Raw genomic sequence first — 20,444 nt, 5'->3', positions numbered from 1 at the left:
AATTATTTTTTTACATGGAAAGAATGTACCTCTCAACTCTACACGATATCACAACATCTGGTTTTACACTATCAATGATGTCCTGGTCATAGATTCCGTTAACATAAACCACCTCGCTGTAATTTAATGATATAAATTGAACTAAGGCAGAAGTAAAGGAGTCTCTAAAAATCAACACTTTTTCCTTTTTTGGGGCATTTTGGTTTTGGGTTACAATTGTACCCCTTGGCAACCCATTACTGTTTTTAATTGTATATGATCTGGATTTATCCTCTAACTTATAAATAGGCAGATTCTCTTCAAAGCCAAAAATTGATTTAACACCCAATTGACCGGTTAAGTCTCCTTCTTTCATCTCTAAACTGACAATGTTGAAATTAGATATGTCTAAAGCCGAAAGTCCAAGAATATCATAGGTGCTTTCGCAAAATGATTTATACGCCACATAAGCCCCGTTTGAATTCCAATGTGTGTCGAGTTTTCTATAAAGGGTTTGGGTTGCTTTTGCGTTTAACAATGCGTCCCTTACATCGAAGAATGGGAAATCCATTTTTTTAAGAAAGCTGACAACTTGATCCGCTTGGGAAGTCTCCCCCTCAATTTGAAGCTTCATGGATGTAGGCAAGAGCTCTGGGTATATAGTATGTTTGTTTGGCCAAAAACCACAAACATATTGAATACCATCCTTAGCCAATTTTTCTTTCCTAGACTCAAATTTTTCATAAACCCTATCAAGCTCCTCAACAGATAACAAAGAGCTATTGGTATAGCTTTCAAATATTTCATCATTTAAGTCATTGAAAAAGAGAAAGCCATCATTTCCGAATTGTACCTTTTCCGGTTTTGGAGAGGAATTAAAAATGTTGACCTTTATTTTTCCTGATAAATCTATTAAAACGCTTCTTAGCCCAAAATTGTCATTATAATAGTTTTCAAACTCCATTGGAAATTTTTCAAAAGAAACTAACTCAGGCATTTGGGCTAACTCCCTTTTCTCCAAGTTCCCGTTTTCACCACTTTCAAAAAAAGTGTTATATACAAATGGAGCAATAATTATACCAATAAACAAGGAAATATATATTTGGCTTATTGAGATTTTAAAGTTTTGATTAATCAAATAAATATAGAAAGCTATCGAAAATATAAATGATATAAAAAGTATGAACTTATAGCTGAATTGTTTTGTGTGGTTTCTTAAACTCTCTATTTGCTGTGCTAAAAAAGGTTTGGAAACCAAAAAAGGGTCATACCTTCCATTGACTATTTTTGGAATAAATTTATCCTTGTTAAATGTTGCATATGCATTCAAATCAAAGTTTTCAAAAAAATCCTTTTCAAATTTTAATATCCCGACTTCGGATCTTATTGTAATAGAATTTATAACAATCGGTTTTTGGTTCTTATTGGCACCTATATCAATTCTAATACGTTTGATTGGCTTGTCCAATGGCAATGAAAATCGCAGGTTTTGATAAGATTTATTACCTTTTATTCTTTGGTGGACACTCTGCATGTCGCTCCATTTTTTTATCCCTTCCTGTAAATAATAAACATAGAATATGTCATTTTCAAGAACTTTTGTTTCTATATCTACAATAATTTCAGAAGGTTGGATTTCTTGTCTGTTGAGCAAAGAAAATGTACAATAATAAACTATCAGTGCTCCAAAGATTGATAATACCTGTTTTTCCATCTCTAAAATCTAAAATAAATAAATGGATTATATGTGGTTTGGGCCAATTCAAGTATTGTAAAAACAAACAACATTGTATATGCAGCGTATTTAAGAGTTGTCTTAAAAGGGATTGAAACTATTAAAGAATTGAGTTTTGAACCAATATACTGTTTGATTGGCATACAAAATAATATTCCAGTTAACAACATAAAATATGTAAACCTGTCCAAATACATTAAAGGGTAATAATTGGATCCTTCTGAAAAGGAAAACATTTTTTTTATGAAAAGCAATGCAATTTCCATGTCCTCTATCCTGAAGAATACCCATCCTACCACTACGACTAAAAGCAGATACATCCTCCTTAAAAACCATAGTTTATCAGGAAAGGATATAAGGCCTACACGTTCTAATATGATAAAAAATCCATGATAAAGCCCCCAAACCACAAAATTCCAACTTGCTCCATGCCATAAACCAGTGATAAAAAAGACAATGATTAGGTTCGTATAGGTTCTAAATTGCCCTTTTCTATTGCCTCCTAAGGGAATGTAAAGATAATCCCTGAACCAAGTAGAAAGAGAAATATGCCATCTTCTCCAGAATTCCTGAATTGATTGGGAAATATAGGGATAGTTAAAGTTTTCTTTAAACCTAAACCCAAGCATCCTGCCAAGCCCAATGGCCATATCTGAATATCCTGAAAAATCAAAATAAATCTGAAGTGTGTAGCACAAAATGGCGAGCCATGCCAAGGAAGAGGGCAATTCGTCGGGGTGAATGCTAAATGCTTTATCCGCAATTAAACCAGCGGTATTAGCAATAAGCACTTTTTTTGCAAGACCACCAATAAACCTAGATATCCCGGATACAAAAAGATCTTTAGTGACAACACGATTCTTAATTTCCTTAAAAACATCTATATACCTAACTATTGGGCCTGCAATTAGCTGAGGGAACAGGGAAATGTATAGTCCCAAATGAATGAGATTTTTTTGACTATCAACTTCTTTTCTATACACATCCATTAAGTATGATATGTTCTGAAAAGTAAAAAAAGAAACTCCAATTGGCAATGCTACATTGCTCACGTCCAAATCAATATCAATGCCGATACTGGCCAAATTTTGTAATAAGAAATGGATATACTTATAATACAGTAAGATTACTAGATTTATCGCCACCCCAAAAGTCAACGTGATTTTTGAAAAATTACTATTGGAATTGCGCTGCGAAACAGTAATCAAAATACCAAAAATATAGTTGATACAGATAGAGGCCATCATCAGCAACACCAATATATTTTCACCCCAGGCATAGAAGAAAAGACTACATATGAGAATGAAGGGATTTCTAAGAGTTTTCTTCAATAAAAAATGAACCCCAAGAACAATTGGCAGAAATAAGAATAAAAATACTGTAGAGCTAAAAACCATGTTTTATAATGCTTACTATTTTCTATGTCGCCTTCATGTGCTCAAATTTCTTGTAGTATTCAACCTTTTGTTAAAAACACTGAATATTGAAAAAAGAATTGTAATATCTGATAAAATGGTAGTGTAAACAGCATAAATCAAAAAAATTCCCAGAAATATAATAAAAGGTATGCCTTTGTCTATTTCCAAAAAGAACACAAGGCGGAGTATGTATAGGAACACAGCGACCAGACCAATTATTCCAAGGTCAAAATATGTCCAAATTAATTGTGTAAAATGTCTTGTTTGCTTGAATTCTCCTGTACGTATATCAAAATAAGAATAAGGTCCCTCACCTATCCATTTAGTTTTCAGTTTTTTTGCTGCCACTATTATTATTTGAAATCGCTTGGCCGTACCATCTTCATAAAATTTCTCCGCACTCTCAAGTGAAAACTGTCTTTCAACCGTACCTCCAAGTTTTCTTTGTACAAATTGTTTCTCCTTTAAGTAATACCCACTAGAAAATAAGAGCCCTATCAATAGTGCAGTCACAACCTTGAACTTTAAACTCCCTTTATATTTTTTATAAAGTGGACCCAATATGGACCCACAAATCAATATTACAAATAATACCTTGGAAATATTTGATTGAGTCAGAAACAGGGTCAGCCCTAAATAGATAATGGCGGCTTTCGGAAATCTCACTGCCTTTTTGTAGCTCTTATCAGCAAAAAGTAAAACTGAAACTATTATAAGAATAAAAATCCCCAAAGAATGGTCTGACTTCACAAAGAAGGTGCCAAACATAAAATCATACCATGCTATCCTTTGTCCACTATTGTTGAATTGTATGAAAAAATCATAAAAATAAACCTGAAAAACCAATACAGGCAACTGAATTAATGAAATATAAAAGAACAAATTGAAAATTTTGTTCTTAGTCAAGTAATTTTCCTTATAATTTATGTAACTGAATAAATAGATTGCCAAGGGCAACAATGGAAAAATGAGATATGTCAAGGTCACAATTATACCACTCCCTCTAAACAATGCCGTTAAAACTATAACCGCACCATAAATAAATGCTCCTAAAACAACCTTGTTGAATACCACTTTTTGTTTATAAATTGCGTAAACCGCATATATGGCATAAATAAACAGGACAAGAAAAAAAGTTAGAAAAGTATTTGAAAACCCAAATAGAAATTGAATTCCCCCTCCCAACACAAATATTAATGCGGAGATTATGTAAAAACATGAAACATAAAAGGACCTGAAAGACACCATTAGTCCAAATTGTTTTTTAAAATCATAAGGTTTATAAGATTCTTTAGTTGGTCCTTAACTTTTGTATCACTAAACAATTCCTCTAAAACCTTCCTGTTTTTTTCTGCCAATTTCTGTGGTAATGGATTGTTTTTATATCGCACATAATCGCGGTCAAAATCATAAACAGCCACCTGGTGCCTTACCAAATATTTGTATCCGGGGCTATCCCCATACATATAAATCCTTGCCCCCATAAACAACATGGCAATAATATTTCCCATGGCCTGTTGCCTATAGTGATAAAAAATACCTGTGGCACATGTCCTCAGGATTTTCAGATATTCCCCTTTCTCCATAAAATCTAATAGCGGCCTAAAATTCTTTCCGAAAAGGCTTTTCCCCTTCTCTAATACTGTGCTTTTGTATTTTCTGTTTTCACCGTAGCTCAATGGAACAAAAACACTCATAGAGTCCTGCTGCAGATTTTTTAGTTTTATCATTACATCCAAATGGTTGGACTCAGGAGTATTCGAATTGCCTATCAATATGTTCGAAGCGACACTTGTTATAGAAATATCCTTATTTCCCCCAAGATACTGATCAATACTTGTAAAAGTACACTTTATAAAATCCATGTCATTAGGGTAATACTTGCTAAAGTAGGAATAATCCTCGGCCAAATAGGTGGTGAAGTAATCAACTTTATCGAGACTTTTAAATATAAGCGTATACCTATCTTCTTTTCTCAACAAGAAAAAAAAGATTTTTCTATAAAGATCATTGGCTAGTATCATTCTTTTTGTTTCCAAAAAAAAACTTGTGCTCCTTAAAAAAGAATCTGTTAATGGAGCATATGTAAGAGGTTTGATTTTGGGAAGGCCATAGATATCAAAACCCCAGGCCACCCAAGCAACCTTGACATTATGTTTAATGTTCAGAAGGGTCTTGGCGAATTCTAAATGGTATGCATGTAGGATAATGCCATTTGGTTTTATTTTATTTAAGACCTCATTGATATCCTGTTCCTCAAAATCATAAACAAAAATATTTTGATTTTCTGTTTTAATATGTTTAAGCGGTTTTTGGGTTTTAGAAAATACCAAAAACTTATTCTTTTTTGAAACACTTTCAAAATTAGCGATTACCTGATCCGTTATTTTTTCATCCAAAAGAAAGTGCAATATCATAGGGGCAAATCTAGTAAACGGAAAAACAATAGAGTATCCTCCTTAAAATTTTAATTTTAAATACTGTTCCAAAAAAGCTGTTGAAACAAAGAAGGGGTCATATTTGTTGTCCATTACTCTTCGCTCATAAATGTCACCCCTGCCCTGTACTATAATATATACATTGGGTTTGAAAAAACGGTTGAAACTCAAATGATCCATTTCTAGGACATTCTCCCCCCATATTAACTGGCATGATTTGATCTCAATAGGGGATTCCATTTTGTTTTCACCAACATCAATCCTCAACTTATTGGGAAATGTTTTTTTTGGGAGTTCAAAAACAATAGTCTGATACTCATTAAAGCCTTTGACATTAACCTTCAGGATATTTTTGTCGGTAAACTTTGTTTGGTTTTGTTCTGAATAGAATAGTTGAAACTTGTCATCATTCATTACCCTTACTTCTAAAACAATTTTAAAAACATAATCTACCTGTTTATGCTTGGGATTGCATGAGAAAAAAAAGGAACTAAACACCATCAACGTTCTTAAGGTTATGTTCCGATAATTCTGAAAGGAATTTGTAGGCACTAAAACAGTTTTAAATCAATCATATCTTAACACTACGCAATATTACAAATAATTAAGGGATTGATTTTTAACTTGTAAAAGCTGATACTCAAAATTTAAAAAATGATGCGCTGGATTCCTGGAGAAACACCCTTGAGTTTTTAGCCTATCGATGTTTCTTTTAACCTCGACAGTTTTAAGTCCTTGGAGGATAGTTTGATTTGATCTTCTGATATTTTCCAATCAATATTCAGGGCTGGATCATTGAAAACTATTCCATCTTCTGAGTCACTATTATAATAATTGTCACATTTATAAAAGAAGTGAGCCGTTTCACTCAAAACAACAAACCCATGGGCAAATCCTCTAGGGATAAATAATTGCTTCTTGTTGTCTCCTGTAAGCTCTAAAGAAACATGTTCGCCATAAGTCGTGGAATTCTTCCTTAAATCAACTGCTACATCTATAACGCTCCCTTGTAAAACACGAACCAATTTTGCTTGAGCATGTTCTCCCTTTTGAAAATGTAGCCCTCTTAACACCCCTCTTGTTGAGTAGGATTGATTATCCTGCACAAAATCGACCTTCTGCCCTATTGCCTCACAAAAGTCCTTATGGTTATAACTCTCGAAAAAATGCCCTCGTTCGTCTTCAAAAACTCTTGGTTCAAGAATAAAACAACCCCTCAGTTTGGTTTCGGTTACCTTCATCAACTCTCTTTGTTCAAAATTCCCAACAGGTTTTTCCCATAGCCACTTTTCATTAGTGGTTCTGCCAATGCCTTAAATTGATTTTTATCAATAAACCCCATTTCGTATGCGGCAACTTCTATGGCCCCTATCTTTAAACCTTGGCGTTCTTCTATGACCTCAACAAATTGAGAGGCCTGCATCAACGACTGAAAGGTTCCGGTATCCAACCAAGCGGTTCCCCTATCCAAAATACTAACACTCAACTTGCCTCGATTCAAATATTCCTTATTTACATCGGTGATCTCTAATTCACCGCGAGGGCTTGGCTTTATATTCTTCGCAATGGAAACCACTTCGTTGTCATAAAAATAGATGCCTGGAACTGCATAATTGGATTTAGGGATTGATGGCTTTTCTTCGATACTTATTGCTTTGCCTTCACCATCGAACTCTACCACTCCATAGCGCTCTGGGTCGTGCACTCTATAGGCATAAATAATACCGCCATTCGGGTCGTTATTGGCCTGCAATAGTTTGGACAACCCTGTGCCATAGAATATATTATCGCCCAAAATCAGGGCCACCTTGTCGTTACCAATAAAATCTGCTCCAATAATGAATGCTTCCGCCAAACCGTTTGGGGCTTCTTGAACCTCATAGGTAAATGAACATCCATATTTTTTTCCATCACCCAAAAGCTCTTTAAAAAGAGGCAGGTCCTTTGGGGTAGAGATTATAAGTATTTCTCTTATGCCTGAGTTCATCAAAGTGGACAATGGGTAATAAATCATTGGCTTATCGTAAATGGGCATAAGTTGTTTACTTACCGATAATGTTAATGGATGCAATCTTGTGCCCGATCCTCCTGCCAATATAATTCCCTTCATCTTGCTTTAAGCTTTATTGATATTGTTTTTTGTAGTATTCCTTGTAATCTCCAGAAGTAACATGATTGAGCCACTCCTCATTGTCAAAGTACCAGTCAACCGTCCTTTTCAGTCCTTCTTCAAAAGTAACCGAAGGTTTCCAGCCAAGTTCTTGGTTGATCTTGGTAGCATCTATGGCATACCTTAAATCGTGCCCTGGGCGATCTTTCACAAAGGTTATCAATTTTTCCGAAGCACCCTCTTGACGATCAAGTTTTCTATCCATTATACCACATAACAGCTTAACCAAGTCAATATTTTTCCATTCATTGAATCCTCCAATATTGTACGTTTCCCCCTTGAGCCCTTTATGATAAACCAAGTCTATGGCACTTGCATGGTCTTTCACATAAAGCCAATCCCTTGTATAATTTCCGTCGCCATACACGGGCAACGGCTTATTATTAATGATGTTGTTTATAAAAAGAGGGATCAGCTTTTCTGGAAAATGGTTTGGACCATAGTTGTTGGAGCAATTGGATATTACAAAAGGCAAGGAAAACGTTTCCCCATAAGCTCTTACAAAATGATCAGAGCTTGCCTTTGAGGCGGAATAAGGTGAATTAGGACTATACGGAGTGGTTTCGGTAAAAAACCCTGTGTCTCCCAAAGCGCCATAAACCTCATCTGTGCTTACATGATAAAAACGGAAGTCTGGGTTCTTTTTTGCTTGGCCCAATGCCTCGTTAAGCAAGTTGACCGTGCCAAGGACATTTGTTTTTACAAAGGACAAGGGGTCAGAAATAGATCGGTCCACGTGGGACTCTGCAGCCAAATGAATTATGCCGTCAAAAACAATCTCCTTAAAAAGAGTGGCAAGAAATGCTTGATCCGTAATATCTCCTTTGAGAAAGCTATAATTTTCCCTATCCTGAATATCCTTTAGGTTTTCTAGATTACCCGCATAGGTTAAAGCGTCTAAATTATAGATGTGGTACTTTTCATATTTGTTTACAAAATGCCTTACCACATGGGACCCAATAAAACCAGCACCTCCGGTAATCAAAATATTATAGTTGGTATATTTACTCATTGTTTTATGATTATTTCTCTAACGGTCTTGATTTATTTTGAGGTGTTCAAATTAGAACGCTGTTTTTTGGTCTAGCTGCGAAAGTACGATAATTCCTATCCAATACAAGTTCTGCCTTCTCTGTCAACCTATTATCCTCAAGTATCTTTTTTGCAAAATCAAACCATGTCATAGGTCTACCGTCAGTTACATGGTACAATCCAAAAGGTTTGTCCCCAGCAATAACAATTTCATCTAAAATGAACCTTGCCAGAGTAATCGTGTCGGTCGGACAACCGATCTGTTGATCAGTAATTCTCAACTCTGTTCCTTCACTTGCCTTTCTCAGAATAGTAAGATAAAAGTTGTGTCCATACTTTTTGCTGTACAACCAAGATGTGCGAATTATATAATGGTTGGGTTGAATCTGTTGAATAAATTTTTCTCCGGCCAACTTGGACTTTCCATATACATTGATGGGATTGGTTTTATCCTCCACTGTATAGCCCCCTTCCTTCTTGCCGTCAAAAACATAATCTGTGGAAATATGAATCAGGGAGGTTTGCTGTTTTTTGCAAACTTCTGCGAGGTTTTTGACCCCTTCTGCGTTGACCTGATTCGCTAAATCCGGGAACTTTTCTGCTTCTTCGACATTCGTATATGCCGCACAATTGATACAGAAATCATATTGCTCCTTCTCAAATGTATCCAGTAATTGATCTACGCGAGTAATATCAAGTTCTTTTGATGTTTTGAAGTAAAAAGAAAGATTCTCCAATCCAAGCGCTAACTCTTTCAGTGTTTTTCCTAATTGACCATTGGAACCTGTAACAAGAATTTTAATCATTAATACTGCCTTTTACTCCTCAATTTCTGAAGCTTTCCTATTGAGGTACTTTAGGAAAGACAACAAAAAGAATACCCCAAGGAACAATAAGGGTAGAACTATTATCTTCTTTCCAAAGAACGCCTTACTGACTTGATGGGGGTTTCCAAAATTGATAACACTAATGGGACCGTTAAGTTGTTTTAGCTCCATTTTCTTTTCCTCTATGTCTTCTATCAGCTCTGTTTTTAAGGTGATAAGCCCTGTAACATTCAATCTTTCCTCATTCTGCAAAACCAATTTACCGGTTTCAAGTGGAGAGCCCTGTTTGTTCAGGTTCTTGGAGTAACTCTGGATAATCGTATCTATCTGGGAAATCAACACCTCGCTTTTTTCAATCCTCTTCCTTGAATTTTCCTTTTGTACGGACAAAAGCTCAGTGAAATAACCATTGGAATTAATATAGTCCAAAAGCTTACGGGCTATTTCCTCCCCGTTGGGGTTCTTATAGGTAAATGTTATCCTATGGTTGAGCTCCGTTTTCTTTAGCAATTCCTCTCTGATCACATCAGCGATCAAATCCGTGTTCTGAAATTTTTGGAGCACTTCCAAATACTCCAATTGCCTTTCATTATTCTCTGCCTCCTCCTTTTTTACAGCAGCAATCGAAATTTCAAAACCCTTCAGGTCCGCCTCAGTGATATCGAGCCTATTCAAAAAAGTTGGGTTCTTGTCCTTGATATTGGACTCTATTTCAGAGATAACATCATATAAATAATCCTTGCTCTCCAAGTTTGGCCTTACGATAACATCTACCTGGACCTTCTCCGTCGTTATGAACTTTAACCCGAACCCTATGGCCACGCCCAAAACAACCAAACCTATGAGTATCAAAGCACTCTTTTTTAGATATAGAAAAAGGCGTAAAAAAAGTACACCTAACTTATTGAATCCATTTCGAAGCATCTGGAACAATTGCCCCAAATCTATCTCGTCTGAATTATTCTGATTAACTGGTTGGTCTGCCATACCTATGAATTGAATATTTGTTTTAAAATTCTGTCCGTTATCAAATATGTGGGCTTGACCCCGGTTGTCCCAAGTCCGCCCGAAGCCAACGTGCTCCCGGTCTCCAAAGGATTGTCAGATGCGTAGTAAGCATATCTTACCTTGACATCTTTTTTTATGCTTTTTCGTATCTGCGATGCCGATTGTATCGCTTTTTGATAGTGCACTCCCTCCATTTCCAACCCTATAACGTTCCAAGTGGATTCGTTGAAAAACTGGAGAATGTCCCTATTTTGAAGCGATGTTCCCAATACGGTCACCATGGTCCCTTCCATTACCTTTAATCCATGTCCTTCAAAATCGGAACCCTTGAGTTCGTTGTTAAAGGGATAATTATCCGCCGTGCCCTCGAAAATATGGGCGGAAGGAATCATCAAATCTCCTTTGCCCCCTTCCAAGATACCCGCCTTTCCCATAATGGAGACCGAATCGACGTTAAGAAAAACCTTTTCCTTCCCATCTTCCATCGGTTTCAACAATTCGTCTATGGTCTCGTAGGCCTGCTCGCCGAAGGCATAATCCATCACAAATATAACGGGTTTATCCTCTTGGGCGATATCATCCGGCAGTTGATAGCAGCAGCTTTTATCCCCAAATTTAGCGGTATCAAAAATCTGGACATCTATGTTGGCCCCGGACTCGTCCTTTAAAGTTATCATCCTATTTTTCTGGGCCAAATCCCTAACTTTCTTATTGAGCGATTTGTTCTTGTCGGAACCCAAAGCCTCATAAACATCCAAAGATTCATTGTCCGGAAATTCTTCTACCAATGCTTTTTTGGCAAATAGAGAGTTCATAACACTGTGCATATTGGCACTGATAATATGAAGTGGTCTGTCCATCAAGTTGTGTTCCTTGAGGGTCGCCTTGATCTTATCGGCCCACTTTTCCCCATGGATATGATGACCCAACCGCTCTCTTAGCAGCGGACTGAATGTGATTGTCCTCTTGTTGCCCGTGGTCTCCTCTTCAATGGCCAGTTTGCCCAGCCAATAAATTACGTTTAAAAAGCGGTCCGGGTCCTCCGGGGTCTTTAACTTGTTTTCAAGGTCCACCACCTCATCAAAGGTCCTGCCCAAGATATTGGCACAGTGTATCAGGGCCACTTCTCTTTCTTCATTGTTTTTTTCTTCGGACAGTACAAACTCGGTAAGCTTATCCCAGTCCCTTATGGTGGATGTCCCATCGTCCACCAAGACCCTTTTGGAGATTTTGCCGGACTCCACGAACAAGAAGGTCAGGTGGGTCAAAATATCGTAAATGTCGCTACGCCCTCGTGTGATCTCGATGTTCATCTGCTCATCATCGATGCGGTAGCAATTTCTTCTTCGCTTTGGAGGCACAATGGGTCTTAAATGTGATTTGCCGAATCCTTCGTCGGAAGTGAGGTTAATGAATCGGCATTCTTCTATCCCTTCAGGCAAGCGTTCCAATACATAGATCAACCCGTTCAATTCGGCCTTGTCCTCAGCAATGGTCCCATAAATTTCCGGACGGAGCAATAAAAGCGCGGTTCTGAGAGCATTACCAGAAACCCCCGAAGGCTTGTAAAATCCCCTGTTCAGCAAATGGCGCATGGTAATGTACAAGCGTTCGATCGCATTGGTGGACTCCTGCGCCCTAGTGGTCTGTTTTACTTCTGTTGCCATCATATCTTCTGGCAAAAATAAATGAATTCCTATGAAAGTTAAGCTGTTCTAAGTCAACTAATTTTAAAAGGATGAAGTCCATCGGCCACTTTTCGGTCGTTGGCAAGGCGTTGGACCTTGTTCTGCCCTCCCAGTTTACCTATGGATTTCATATAATCCTGGAAACCATTTGGTTTGATGCTGCTTATCTTTAGCGGTTGGAGAATATGGCCATCGATGAGGTCAAAATAGTAGCTGTTCTGTTGTTTCATGCTCTCCTCTATGATGGCCATAAACTTTTTCATGTCAGATGGCTCCCTTTGAAATTCGATGAACCATTCATGATAGGGCAGTTCCCCTTCCTCGGGATTGGTCTGCGGGGCTACGGTAAATTCGTTTACCAGTGCATCCGTCCCTTCAACGGCTAGGCGTAATGCTTCTTCAACCTCTTTAGCGATTACGTGTTCCCCAAAAGCAGAAATAAAATGCTTGATGCGCCCCGAAACCATTATCTTATATGGGTTCTTGGAAATAAACCGAACGGTATCCCCAAGATTATAGCCCCAAAGTCCGGCATCTGTAGAAATTACCATGGCATAATCGACCCCTATTTCCACATCTGCAATGGTCAATCGTTTTGGGTTCTCATCAAAAAATTCATCGGCCTTGACAAACTCATAAAAAATACCCGCGTCCAACAACAACAACATCCCCTTTTCCTTTTGGGAATTTTGATATGCAAAAAATCCTTCACTGGCTGGGAACAGTTCAATGCTGTCCACCTTTCTTCCTATAAGGTTTTCAAATTTGGCCCTATATGGCTCGTAATTCACTCCTCCATATATGAACAATCGAAACTCTTTGAAAAGTTCCCCGACTTTTTTCCCTGTCTTGGAGTTCAATTTTTCAAAGTACATCTGCACCCATGACGGAATACCTGCAATTACGGACATATTCTCTTTTTCGGTCTCCTCGACAATTTTGTCCACCTTGGTCTCCCAATCCTCGATGCAATTGGTTTCCCAGCTTGGCAATCGGTTTTTTTGAAGGTAGTTGGGCACATAATGGGCCGAAATCCCTGAAAGCCTTCCCAGCTTGATTCCATTTTTTTCTTCCAGTTCAGGACTTCCTTGTAAAAATATCATCCGGCCATCCACAAAATCGGCGTTCCCCGTTTCGTGTATGTAATTGAGAATGGCATTTCTGGAAGCTTCCACCTGGTTTTTGATGGAAGGTTTGGTGATCGGAATATATTTGGCGCCCGAAGTGGTTCCCGAGGTTTTTGCAAAATAAATGGGCTTTCCGGGCCACAGCACATCTTCTTTTCCATCAATTATTTGTTGTACATATCCCTTTAGTTCCTCATAATCACGTATGGGAACGCGCTCAACAAAATCTTGGTGGGATGTAATGGTTGCGAACTGATGGTCCTTGCCAAAAAGGGTGCCCTTGCCCTGGGCGATCAAGTGGTTGAATACCTTTTGTTGGGTCTTTACAGGTCGATTCACCCATTTTTCGGTTTTCTTGGCTATCCGATTCGCAAATATTTTCGCGGCAAATGCTTTTAAGGACATTTAGTTGAAGTCAATATAATTTTGGGGGTCCACCGGTTTGCCCTTTCTCCAAAGTTCAAAATGAAGATGTGGCCCCGTAGTAAGTTCTCCCGTATTTCCGATTGATGCGATTACCTCGCCTGCCCGTACCAAATCCCCTTGTGCCTTGCTCAGGGAACCATTGTGCTTATACACCGAAGTTATCCCTTCTTGATGTTCTATGATCATTACATAACCCGTTTCTGTGGTCCATTCCGCAAAAAGCACTGTACCATCCGCAATGGACTTGACCGGGGTTTCCCGTGGTGCTACCAAATCCACGGCGTAATGTTTCGTTTTTTGGTCAAACCCTTGGGATATGGTGCCGTTCACAGGTGAAAAGAATAATGTCCCCAAGTTTTCGATATCCCTTTCAAAAAGATTGTACTTATCTTCCAGCTCAACCTCTTCCCTCAACAATAGATCCTGTCGTATTGGCGTAAGGTCTACGGAAGCAGGGTCCAATTTGTACTGCTCAAACAGAGAGTCCCTATTCACTTGGTTGTTTTCAATGTCACCCCGCAAGACCTTCCTTACATTATCCAAATACCGATTGGTATAATTGAGTACGGTAACCAAAGAATCTGTTTTATAGGTAAGGTCGGTTGCCTGTCGTTTTAATCTGGTAGAGGAGTAGCCCGGAATATATTCGCGCAATGGGGTAAAAGCAATGATCAAGGTCGTAACTCCGATCAGCACAATAATGAACATGGTACCGGTAACAAAAACGTTAAGCCTGTTCAGCTTAAAAGATATCTTTTCCTCAAAAGTGCTTTCATTGAGAATGACCAAGCGATACTTGTGCAATAGCTTGCGTTTGATCTCCTTTCTTTTCTTTTTGTCCTTTGCCATGATGAACAAAGATAGTCTTAGATTTTAATATGCATGTTAAGCTTTTTAAAAAGCTTGGGCCGGTAAGTTCTTAAAAATCATTCTCAAATGCCAATTTTCGTTAATCGAACACGCTCTTTCACTTCTTTTTAGTACTTTTACATTTCTAATTAAAGGTTTTGATATTATGATTGCTCAAACTATATTTCTTGGTATGCTAGGTCCTTGGCAGATTGTTTTGATCGTGGCCGTGGTAGTTTTGCTTTTTGGAGGCAGAAAGATTCCAGAGCTGATGAAAGGACTTGGTAGCGGTATCAAAGAGTTCAAGGACGCGACCAAAGAAGACGATAAATTGGAAGGAGAAACAAAAGAGTCAAAATCCTAAACTTGACCTTTTTGACGGTTTGAGGTGTGCCGAATTACAAAAAAATTCGAGCAGCAACAACACTTTTTTACCATTCAGCGCCACAATTTCGCTCTTTCACAACAAAAAATTATCACCCCAATTATCTTATCCTACTTTAGCGGCTACAACTAAACCGTTAGGCCTCTAAATGCTTAACCTCCAAACAAACACATCATGTTTGTTTGTGCAGATGGAGTGGTAATGAAAAAACTGATCTTGCTTATTTTTCTTTTGTGCGCACTTGGGACCTTTTCCCAAGAGCTTGCCTTTTCCGAGTATGGGGGAACCTTTTCCACATCCGAAAAGGAGAACCTTACAAAAGAACCAGAAACCACAGACTTTGTAAAGCACCTCGATGGTCTTAACGACAAAAAGCTGGACAGGTATCTTCGCAAGCGAGGGACTACGGACAAGCTCATCGACAAAGGAAATGCGTACTTTGACCTAATGTGGTATGCAGAGGCCGCCCGCATTTTTGATTTGGTCCTGGAAAAAACCGCAGCCAAACACACCCAGCACTTGCTCTCGAGAGCTGGAGACTCCCATTACTATACAGGGAACTTGGAAAAAGCGTACCAATGGTACCATGAGCTGCACCAATTGTACAAAGAGGAAATGGAGGAGGATGCACTGTTCAAGTACAAGGAAACATTAAAAGGTACGGGCAAATATCAAAGAGCCGCCACCCTGACCAAAATTTTAAGACAGAAAAGAAACGAGCCCCTAAATGAACTCGATAAGGTTGATCCCAGCTCTTGGGAAGCAACCTATACTATTTCTATCAAAAATTTAAAAATCAACTCTCCCTACTCCGATTTTTCCCCCATGTTTCACAATGGCTCGGATATCGTCTATGCTTCGGCCAAGGACACTTTGTTTTTAACGACACGTCGGTATCGCTGGACCAATCAACCTTTTTTGGACCTTTACCTTGCGCAACAAAAAGGTGAAGACGGTGAACTTTCCGCACCCAAAAAGTTTTCTAGAAAGATCAACACCAAATATCACGAAGCCTCAATGGCTTTCTCGCCTGACCAAAAAACAATCTATTTTACAAGGAACAACTATGGAAAGCGTCTGAAACGGGGCGAAAACGGAATCAACCACTTAAAGATTTACCGTTCCGAGCTTAAAGATGGCGAATGGACCAAGGCAGAGGAGCTTCCCTTCAATAGTGAAAACTATTCCACAGGCCATCCTGCGGTAAGCCCGGATGGGAAAAAAATGTATTTCGTTTCGGATAGGCCCGGGGGCTTTGGCGAAACAGATATATATGTGGTGGATATTGATGCAAATGGGGCGTTCTCCGAGCCAAAAAACCTTGGAAAGACCATCAACACAGAAGCGAAGGAAATGTTTCCTTATGCGGTCGAAAACGCGCTCTATTTTTCTTCCAACAGGCCGATGGGCTTCGGAGGGCTGGATGTATATAAATCCGATGGTACAAATGAAACTTTTGGAGTAGGCGTGAACTTGGGCGAACCCATCAACAGTAACAGGGACGATTTCTCGTATATTATCGATGCTTCCGGTGAGCAAGGTTATTTTGCTTCCAATCGTAAAGGGGGCAAAGGGGATGACGATATTTATTCCTTTAAATCCATTCCAAACTTCAACGCCATTGTTGGTTCCGTTGCCAGTGAGTCCTCGGGCATTCCATTGGAAGAAACCAATATAACTTTGTATGATAAAGACGGTATATTCTTGAGCAAGGCCGTTTCGGACACCACAGGTAGATACGTTTTCAAAAACCTAGATCCATCGACGGGTTATACCCTTGTGGCCACAAAAAATGGTTTTATGGACGACTCCATTTCTGTAAAAACCAAAGAGAATGAAAATGTTCCGGTTACCCAATTCTTAAGGAAGGCCGTAAAAGAAAAACCAATAACAGAAGTGTACGAGCCAAGCAATGTTTATTTTGCATTCGACAGTTATGAAATTACACCAAAGTACGCTCAGGAGCTGGACAAACTGGTAACGGTACTCAAGGAAAACAAAACACTTTCCCTAAAAATTGAATCCCATACCGACGCCATTGGTTCGGAAAGCTACAATAAATATTTATCGGACAAGCGCGCCAAATCCACTCGTGACTATATTGTTTCCCAAGGAATCGACGTTTCAAGAATCTTAAGCGCCGTTGGATATGGGGAAGATCGCCTGTTGAACAATTGTTCCAATGGAACACCGTGTGCCGCCGACCAGCATCGCCAGAACAGAAGGTCGGAATTTATCCTTGTAGCCGAATAAATCACACTTCCGGAGGGATTTGCTCCCTGCTTTTTCAAGAATATTGCACTTTATCGATATCCCTGTCCGACCAACAGCGCTTGGTTCGCGTGCACTTTATCGATCAAAGGGATAGGCTGGTAGACCTCTGGTCCTAAGCTGCCTATTTCACCTTGTTTTTAATGCGTTTTGTCCTTTTGTTTTCGGTTCCATCCCAGTATATCGAATCTTTGGCCTGTATTTAATCCTTAAATCAGACATATGAAAAAATTACTACTCGTTAAAGAAATCTATTTGGAGGGGTTTAGAAACCTTGGGCACATCATCATAGAAAAATACTTTAAAGTATTCGCATGGTTTAGCTTTGTTATGTTCTTTATAGTGCTTTATGCATTTGTATATAGGATGGCCACAGGTTTTGCATTTGATTGATAAGTCCATCATATTTAAAAAACCAAAAGGCCCGACAATTGTTCGGGCCTTTTGGTTTTGTATAAGTATATTTTTTTAGTCCGTGGAGGTAGTATCCGATGGCTTAAAGTCCACTGTCTTTAAGATGGCTTCCAGCTCGAACATATAATCCCTTTTTTCTTCGGAAGGGGCGAAAGTGAATCCCTCTATCACCATTTTCCTATTGTTCTCCTCATCATTGATGATATAGGTTAAAAATGGGCCAGCCATAGGATACCCATGAATTTCCCAAACACCTTTTACCTCCGCCGCTTTTTTACCGCCTATTTCCGCAGGGAAAACATAGGGCGCAAAAGCTTTCTCGGTAATCATGTAGGTGTTCTCATAAGGTCCTGGAATAAATTTTTGACCAATGGAATCTCGCATTCTTACAATATCCTCCACAAAAGTGGAGTCGTTGCTGAAATAGTCCCAAGGCATCTCATAAGCAATGATGTTCATGGTTCCCTTTGGGATTTGTATGTCCATCCAAACAAAGTTGTCCTCTCTTCTGCCCACCTTGTAGAGCGATGGCACGTTCATGTGTATCCCAAATTCCTCTTCCAAAGCTTTGTCCTTGCTCAGAGAGCGCTCGAATCTTCGTTGTGCCTCGGCAATCTCGTTGGCCCTGAATTCCTTTATGGCCCTGTCCGCCAAAGAATCAAGGTTTTTGATCATCACCTCCTCTGTTGGGCCTGTAACCACTGCAACTTTTTGAGGTTTGGCGTAGGCATCGTCCTTTATATGGGCCAAAGACGTAGAATCTTGTTCAACATACAACAATGATCTAGAGTGTGTGGTAGTTCCCTTAAAAACCTTTGGTGGTACTTGGGTTATGGTAAATTTCGGCTCTATTTGGGGAAGTCCCACAATTTGTGCGGCAAACTCGTCCCTTATCTTTTCCCCCACCGGCCCTCTCCAAAGCTCAGTGTCCATAACCACCATCAAGGTATTGATGCCCCCTGTTGAGGGTGGTAAAAATTTTTCTTTTGGTCCTGAATTCTTACAGGCTCCCAATGCCAACATACTAGCGGCAAACAATAGTGTTCCTAGTTTTTTCATCTTGTGTTAAATTTACGAAGAACAATCACACAATTTAAGTTTTGTGCCCGGTTTTAGGTTATTACCGCTAATACCGTTCCATTCTCGTAAATTTTCTATGGAAACCCCGGGGTATTTTTTTGAGATTGTCCAAAGGGAGTCGCCAGATTGTACCGTATGGATCTTGGAACCTCCTGCAACGGTTGTTCCAGATTTGGAGCTGCCCGATTTTGAGGTCTTCTGTGCGATATATGGCTTTCTGGGATATATTGTCAAGCGTTGTCCAACACGAAGATTGTTACTTCGAAGTCCGTTCCAGCTTTTTATCTGGCTTACACCGACCCCATATTGTTCGGCGATCTTGCCCAAATAATCACCGCTTTTCACCCGATAACGTATCTGGTCCTCCGCGGTCACCATGTTCGGTAAAGGCTTTTCCAAAGAATCCAGCTCCTTTTTTGCATAAGCATAGATTTCTTCCTCATTGGAAACAAACTTGCCTATTTTGGCAATGGGCAAACGTAGGGCATAATTTTTTCCTTCTACTTTCGGTATGATGTTGAGCTTGTACGCCGGATTGAGCATTTCCAGCTCTTCGGTTCCTATATCGACCAATTTTGAAATCTGGTCGAAAGTAATCAGGTTCTTAACATGAACGGTATCTGTCTCAAAATAGGGCCTATCCGCTTTTTTGTATTGTAGGCCATGTTCTTCGGCATATTCAAAAATGTACATGGTGGCCAAAAAGGCTGGAAGATACCCTGCTGTTTCACGTGGAAGAAATGGACGGATGTTCCAATAATTCTCATATCCTCCGGAACGTCGAATCGCCTTGTTTACGTTTCCAGGACCAGAGTTGTATGCTGCCAAGGCCAAGTCCCAGTCACCAAAGATATCGTAGAGTCTTGAAAGGTATTTGCTGGCGGCCTTTGTGGCCATAATGGGGTCGTGCCTTTCGTCCACATAACTGCTTACGTCCAGTCCGTACATTTTGCCCGTGCTGTACATGAACTGCCACAGCCCTTTTGCGCCAACCCTAGAGCGAGCCTTTGGGTTGAGAGCGGATTCCACAATGGCCAAATATTTTATTTCCAAAGGAATATTTTGGTTGTCCAGTTCCTGTTCAAACAGGGGAAAATAAAACTGGCTTGCCGTTATCATCCGCTGCATCAAGTCCCTTCTCCTTGTCAAAAAGGATTTGATCACACTCTCCAAAGAAGAATTGTAGGTAATATTGAACGGGGTTTTCTCGTTCATACGGGACAACCTTGCTTTTAGCGTGTCGGTCGGCAAATCTATTTCAAAGGCCTCCTCCAATTCAGAATCATTCTGAACCTCCAACAACATATCACTGAACAAATCGGCATTGCTGTGGAGTTCTTTCAGCCAGAGACTGTCATACCGCCAAGCTTCCTCAAGGTCGCGTAGCTTGAATTTTCCGTCCTCATGCGTTTCCAGGGCCATAAGCTGACCGTCAATTTTGATGTTGGAAACCGTGATGGTCCCATTTTCCTCTTCTCGGAGCAAAACGGAATCCTTTGACTTGTTCTGTGCAATTTCGGATTGTTGTGCACGCACAAAGGGGCTTGCTGATAGGAGAACAGCAAAAACAGCTACACTTAAACTCTGCTTCATTTTG

The 20,444-nt window shown here is 39.4% G+C and carries 17 protein-coding genes; 3 read left to right on the top strand and 14 right to left on the bottom strand.

The features are described from left to right. Positions 1–10: 10 nt before the first annotated feature. From K1F36_RS03985 to K1F36_RS03930, 12 genes are all read right to left on the bottom strand, one after another. Entirely contained in the window at positions 11–1,693 is a 1,683-nt protein-coding gene (locus K1F36_RS03985) for an alginate O-acetyltransferase AlgX-related protein (RefSeq protein ID WP_220112643.1), read from the bottom strand. A gap of 2 nt (positions 1,694–1,695) precedes the next feature. Beyond that, positions 1,696–2,799 carry an MBOAT family O-acyltransferase gene (locus K1F36_RS03980; RefSeq protein ID WP_258538929.1) on the bottom strand — a complete coding sequence of 368 codons (1,104 nt, stop codon included), beginning with the start codon at positions 2,797–2,799 and terminating at the stop codon, positions 1,696–1,698. 345 nt (positions 2,800–3,144) lie between these two features. Beyond that, the gene (locus K1F36_RS03975; RefSeq protein WP_220112641.1) at positions 3,145–4,206 is read right to left on the bottom strand and encodes a hypothetical protein; all 1,062 of its coding nucleotides are present in this window, start codon (positions 4,204–4,206) and stop codon (positions 3,145–3,147) included. 173 nt (positions 4,207–4,379) lie between these two features. Beyond that, positions 4,380–5,549 (bottom strand): TDP-N-acetylfucosamine:lipid II N-acetylfucosaminyltransferase family protein, encoded by a 1,170-nt coding sequence (locus K1F36_RS03970; RefSeq protein WP_220112640.1) that lies wholly within the window; start codon positions 5,547–5,549, stop codon positions 4,380–4,382. 713 nt (positions 5,550–6,262) lie between these two features. Next, positions 6,263–6,811, bottom strand: coding sequence for a dTDP-4-dehydrorhamnose 3,5-epimerase (gene rfbC, locus K1F36_RS03965; RefSeq protein WP_220112639.1), 549 nt, complete (start codon positions 6,809–6,811; stop codon positions 6,263–6,265). Next, a complete protein-coding gene (rfbA, locus tag K1F36_RS03960; RefSeq protein ID WP_220112638.1) occupies positions 6,811–7,680 on the bottom strand; it encodes a glucose-1-phosphate thymidylyltransferase RfbA in 870 nt (289 codons plus the stop codon). The genes rfbC and rfbA overlap by 1 nt, the downstream gene beginning before the upstream one ends. A gap of 13 nt (positions 7,681–7,693) precedes the next feature. Further along, on the bottom strand, positions 7,694–8,752 hold the full coding sequence (gene rfbB / locus K1F36_RS03955; protein ID WP_220112637.1) for a dTDP-glucose 4,6-dehydratase: 1,059 nt from the start codon (positions 8,750–8,752) through the stop codon (positions 7,694–7,696). A 46-nt stretch (positions 8,753–8,798) separates the two neighbouring features. Further along, the gene (gene rfbD, locus K1F36_RS03950) at positions 8,799–9,578 is read right to left on the bottom strand and encodes a dTDP-4-dehydrorhamnose reductase (RefSeq protein WP_220112636.1); all 780 of its coding nucleotides are present in this window, start codon (positions 9,576–9,578) and stop codon (positions 8,799–8,801) included. Positions 9,579–9,590: 12 nt separating this feature from the next. Continuing rightward, the gene (locus tag K1F36_RS03945) at positions 9,591–10,586 is read right to left on the bottom strand and encodes a hypothetical protein (protein ID WP_220112635.1); all 996 of its coding nucleotides are present in this window, start codon (positions 10,584–10,586) and stop codon (positions 9,591–9,593) included. Between the two features lie 2 nt (positions 10,587–10,588). Then, the gene (locus tag K1F36_RS03940; protein ID WP_220112634.1) at positions 10,589–12,277 is read right to left on the bottom strand and encodes a DUF6909 family protein; all 1,689 of its coding nucleotides are present in this window, start codon (positions 12,275–12,277) and stop codon (positions 10,589–10,591) included. Between the two features lie 50 nt (positions 12,278–12,327). Next, positions 12,328–13,827 carry a GH3 family acyl-acid amido synthetase gene (locus K1F36_RS03935; protein ID WP_220112633.1) on the bottom strand — a complete coding sequence of 500 codons (1,500 nt, stop codon included), beginning with the start codon at positions 13,825–13,827 and terminating at the stop codon, positions 12,328–12,330. Further along, positions 13,828–14,697, bottom strand: a complete 870-nt coding sequence (locus tag K1F36_RS03930; RefSeq protein ID WP_207031188.1) for a M23 family metallopeptidase — start codon at positions 14,695–14,697, stop codon at positions 13,828–13,830. It lies immediately after the preceding gene. Between the two features lie 166 nt (positions 14,698–14,863). Between K1F36_RS03930 and tatA the strand changes: the two genes are divergently transcribed. The 3 genes from tatA to K1F36_RS03915 all read left to right on the top strand — a co-directional run bounded on the left by tatA (position 14,864) and on the right by K1F36_RS03915 (position 17,746). Continuing rightward, positions 14,864–15,061 carry a twin-arginine translocase TatA/TatE family subunit gene (gene tatA / locus K1F36_RS03925; protein WP_166249756.1) on the top strand — a complete coding sequence of 66 codons (198 nt, stop codon included), beginning with the start codon at positions 14,864–14,866 and terminating at the stop codon, positions 15,059–15,061. A gap of 195 nt (positions 15,062–15,256) precedes the next feature. Continuing rightward, positions 15,257–17,335: an OmpA family protein gene (locus tag K1F36_RS03920; protein WP_220112632.1), complete on the top strand. Its 2,079-nt coding sequence runs from the start codon at positions 15,257–15,259 to the stop codon at positions 17,333–17,335. Between the two features lie 240 nt (positions 17,336–17,575). Beyond that, positions 17,576–17,746 carry a DUF6747 family protein gene (locus K1F36_RS03915; protein WP_176619067.1) on the top strand — a complete coding sequence of 57 codons (171 nt, stop codon included), beginning with the start codon at positions 17,576–17,578 and terminating at the stop codon, positions 17,744–17,746. Between the two features lie 75 nt (positions 17,747–17,821). Here the strand turns inward: K1F36_RS03915 and K1F36_RS03910 are convergent, their stop codons facing one another. Together K1F36_RS03910 and K1F36_RS03905 are read right to left on the bottom strand one after the other, a co-directional pair. Beyond that, positions 17,822–18,826: a DUF4837 family protein gene (locus tag K1F36_RS03910; protein WP_207031184.1), complete on the bottom strand. Its 1,005-nt coding sequence runs from the start codon at positions 18,824–18,826 to the stop codon at positions 17,822–17,824. Between the two features lie 12 nt (positions 18,827–18,838). Beyond that, entirely contained in the window at positions 18,839–20,440 is a 1,602-nt protein-coding gene (locus tag K1F36_RS03905; protein WP_220112631.1) for a lytic transglycosylase domain-containing protein, read from the bottom strand. Positions 20,441–20,444: the final 4 nt, after the last annotated feature.

The sequence above is a fragment of the Flagellimonas abyssi genome (assembly GCF_019457905.1).
GTDB lineage: Bacteria > Bacteroidota > Bacteroidia > Flavobacteriales > Flavobacteriaceae > Flagellimonas > Flagellimonas abyssi.
This window is presented reverse-complemented; position numbering and strand designations above follow the sequence as displayed.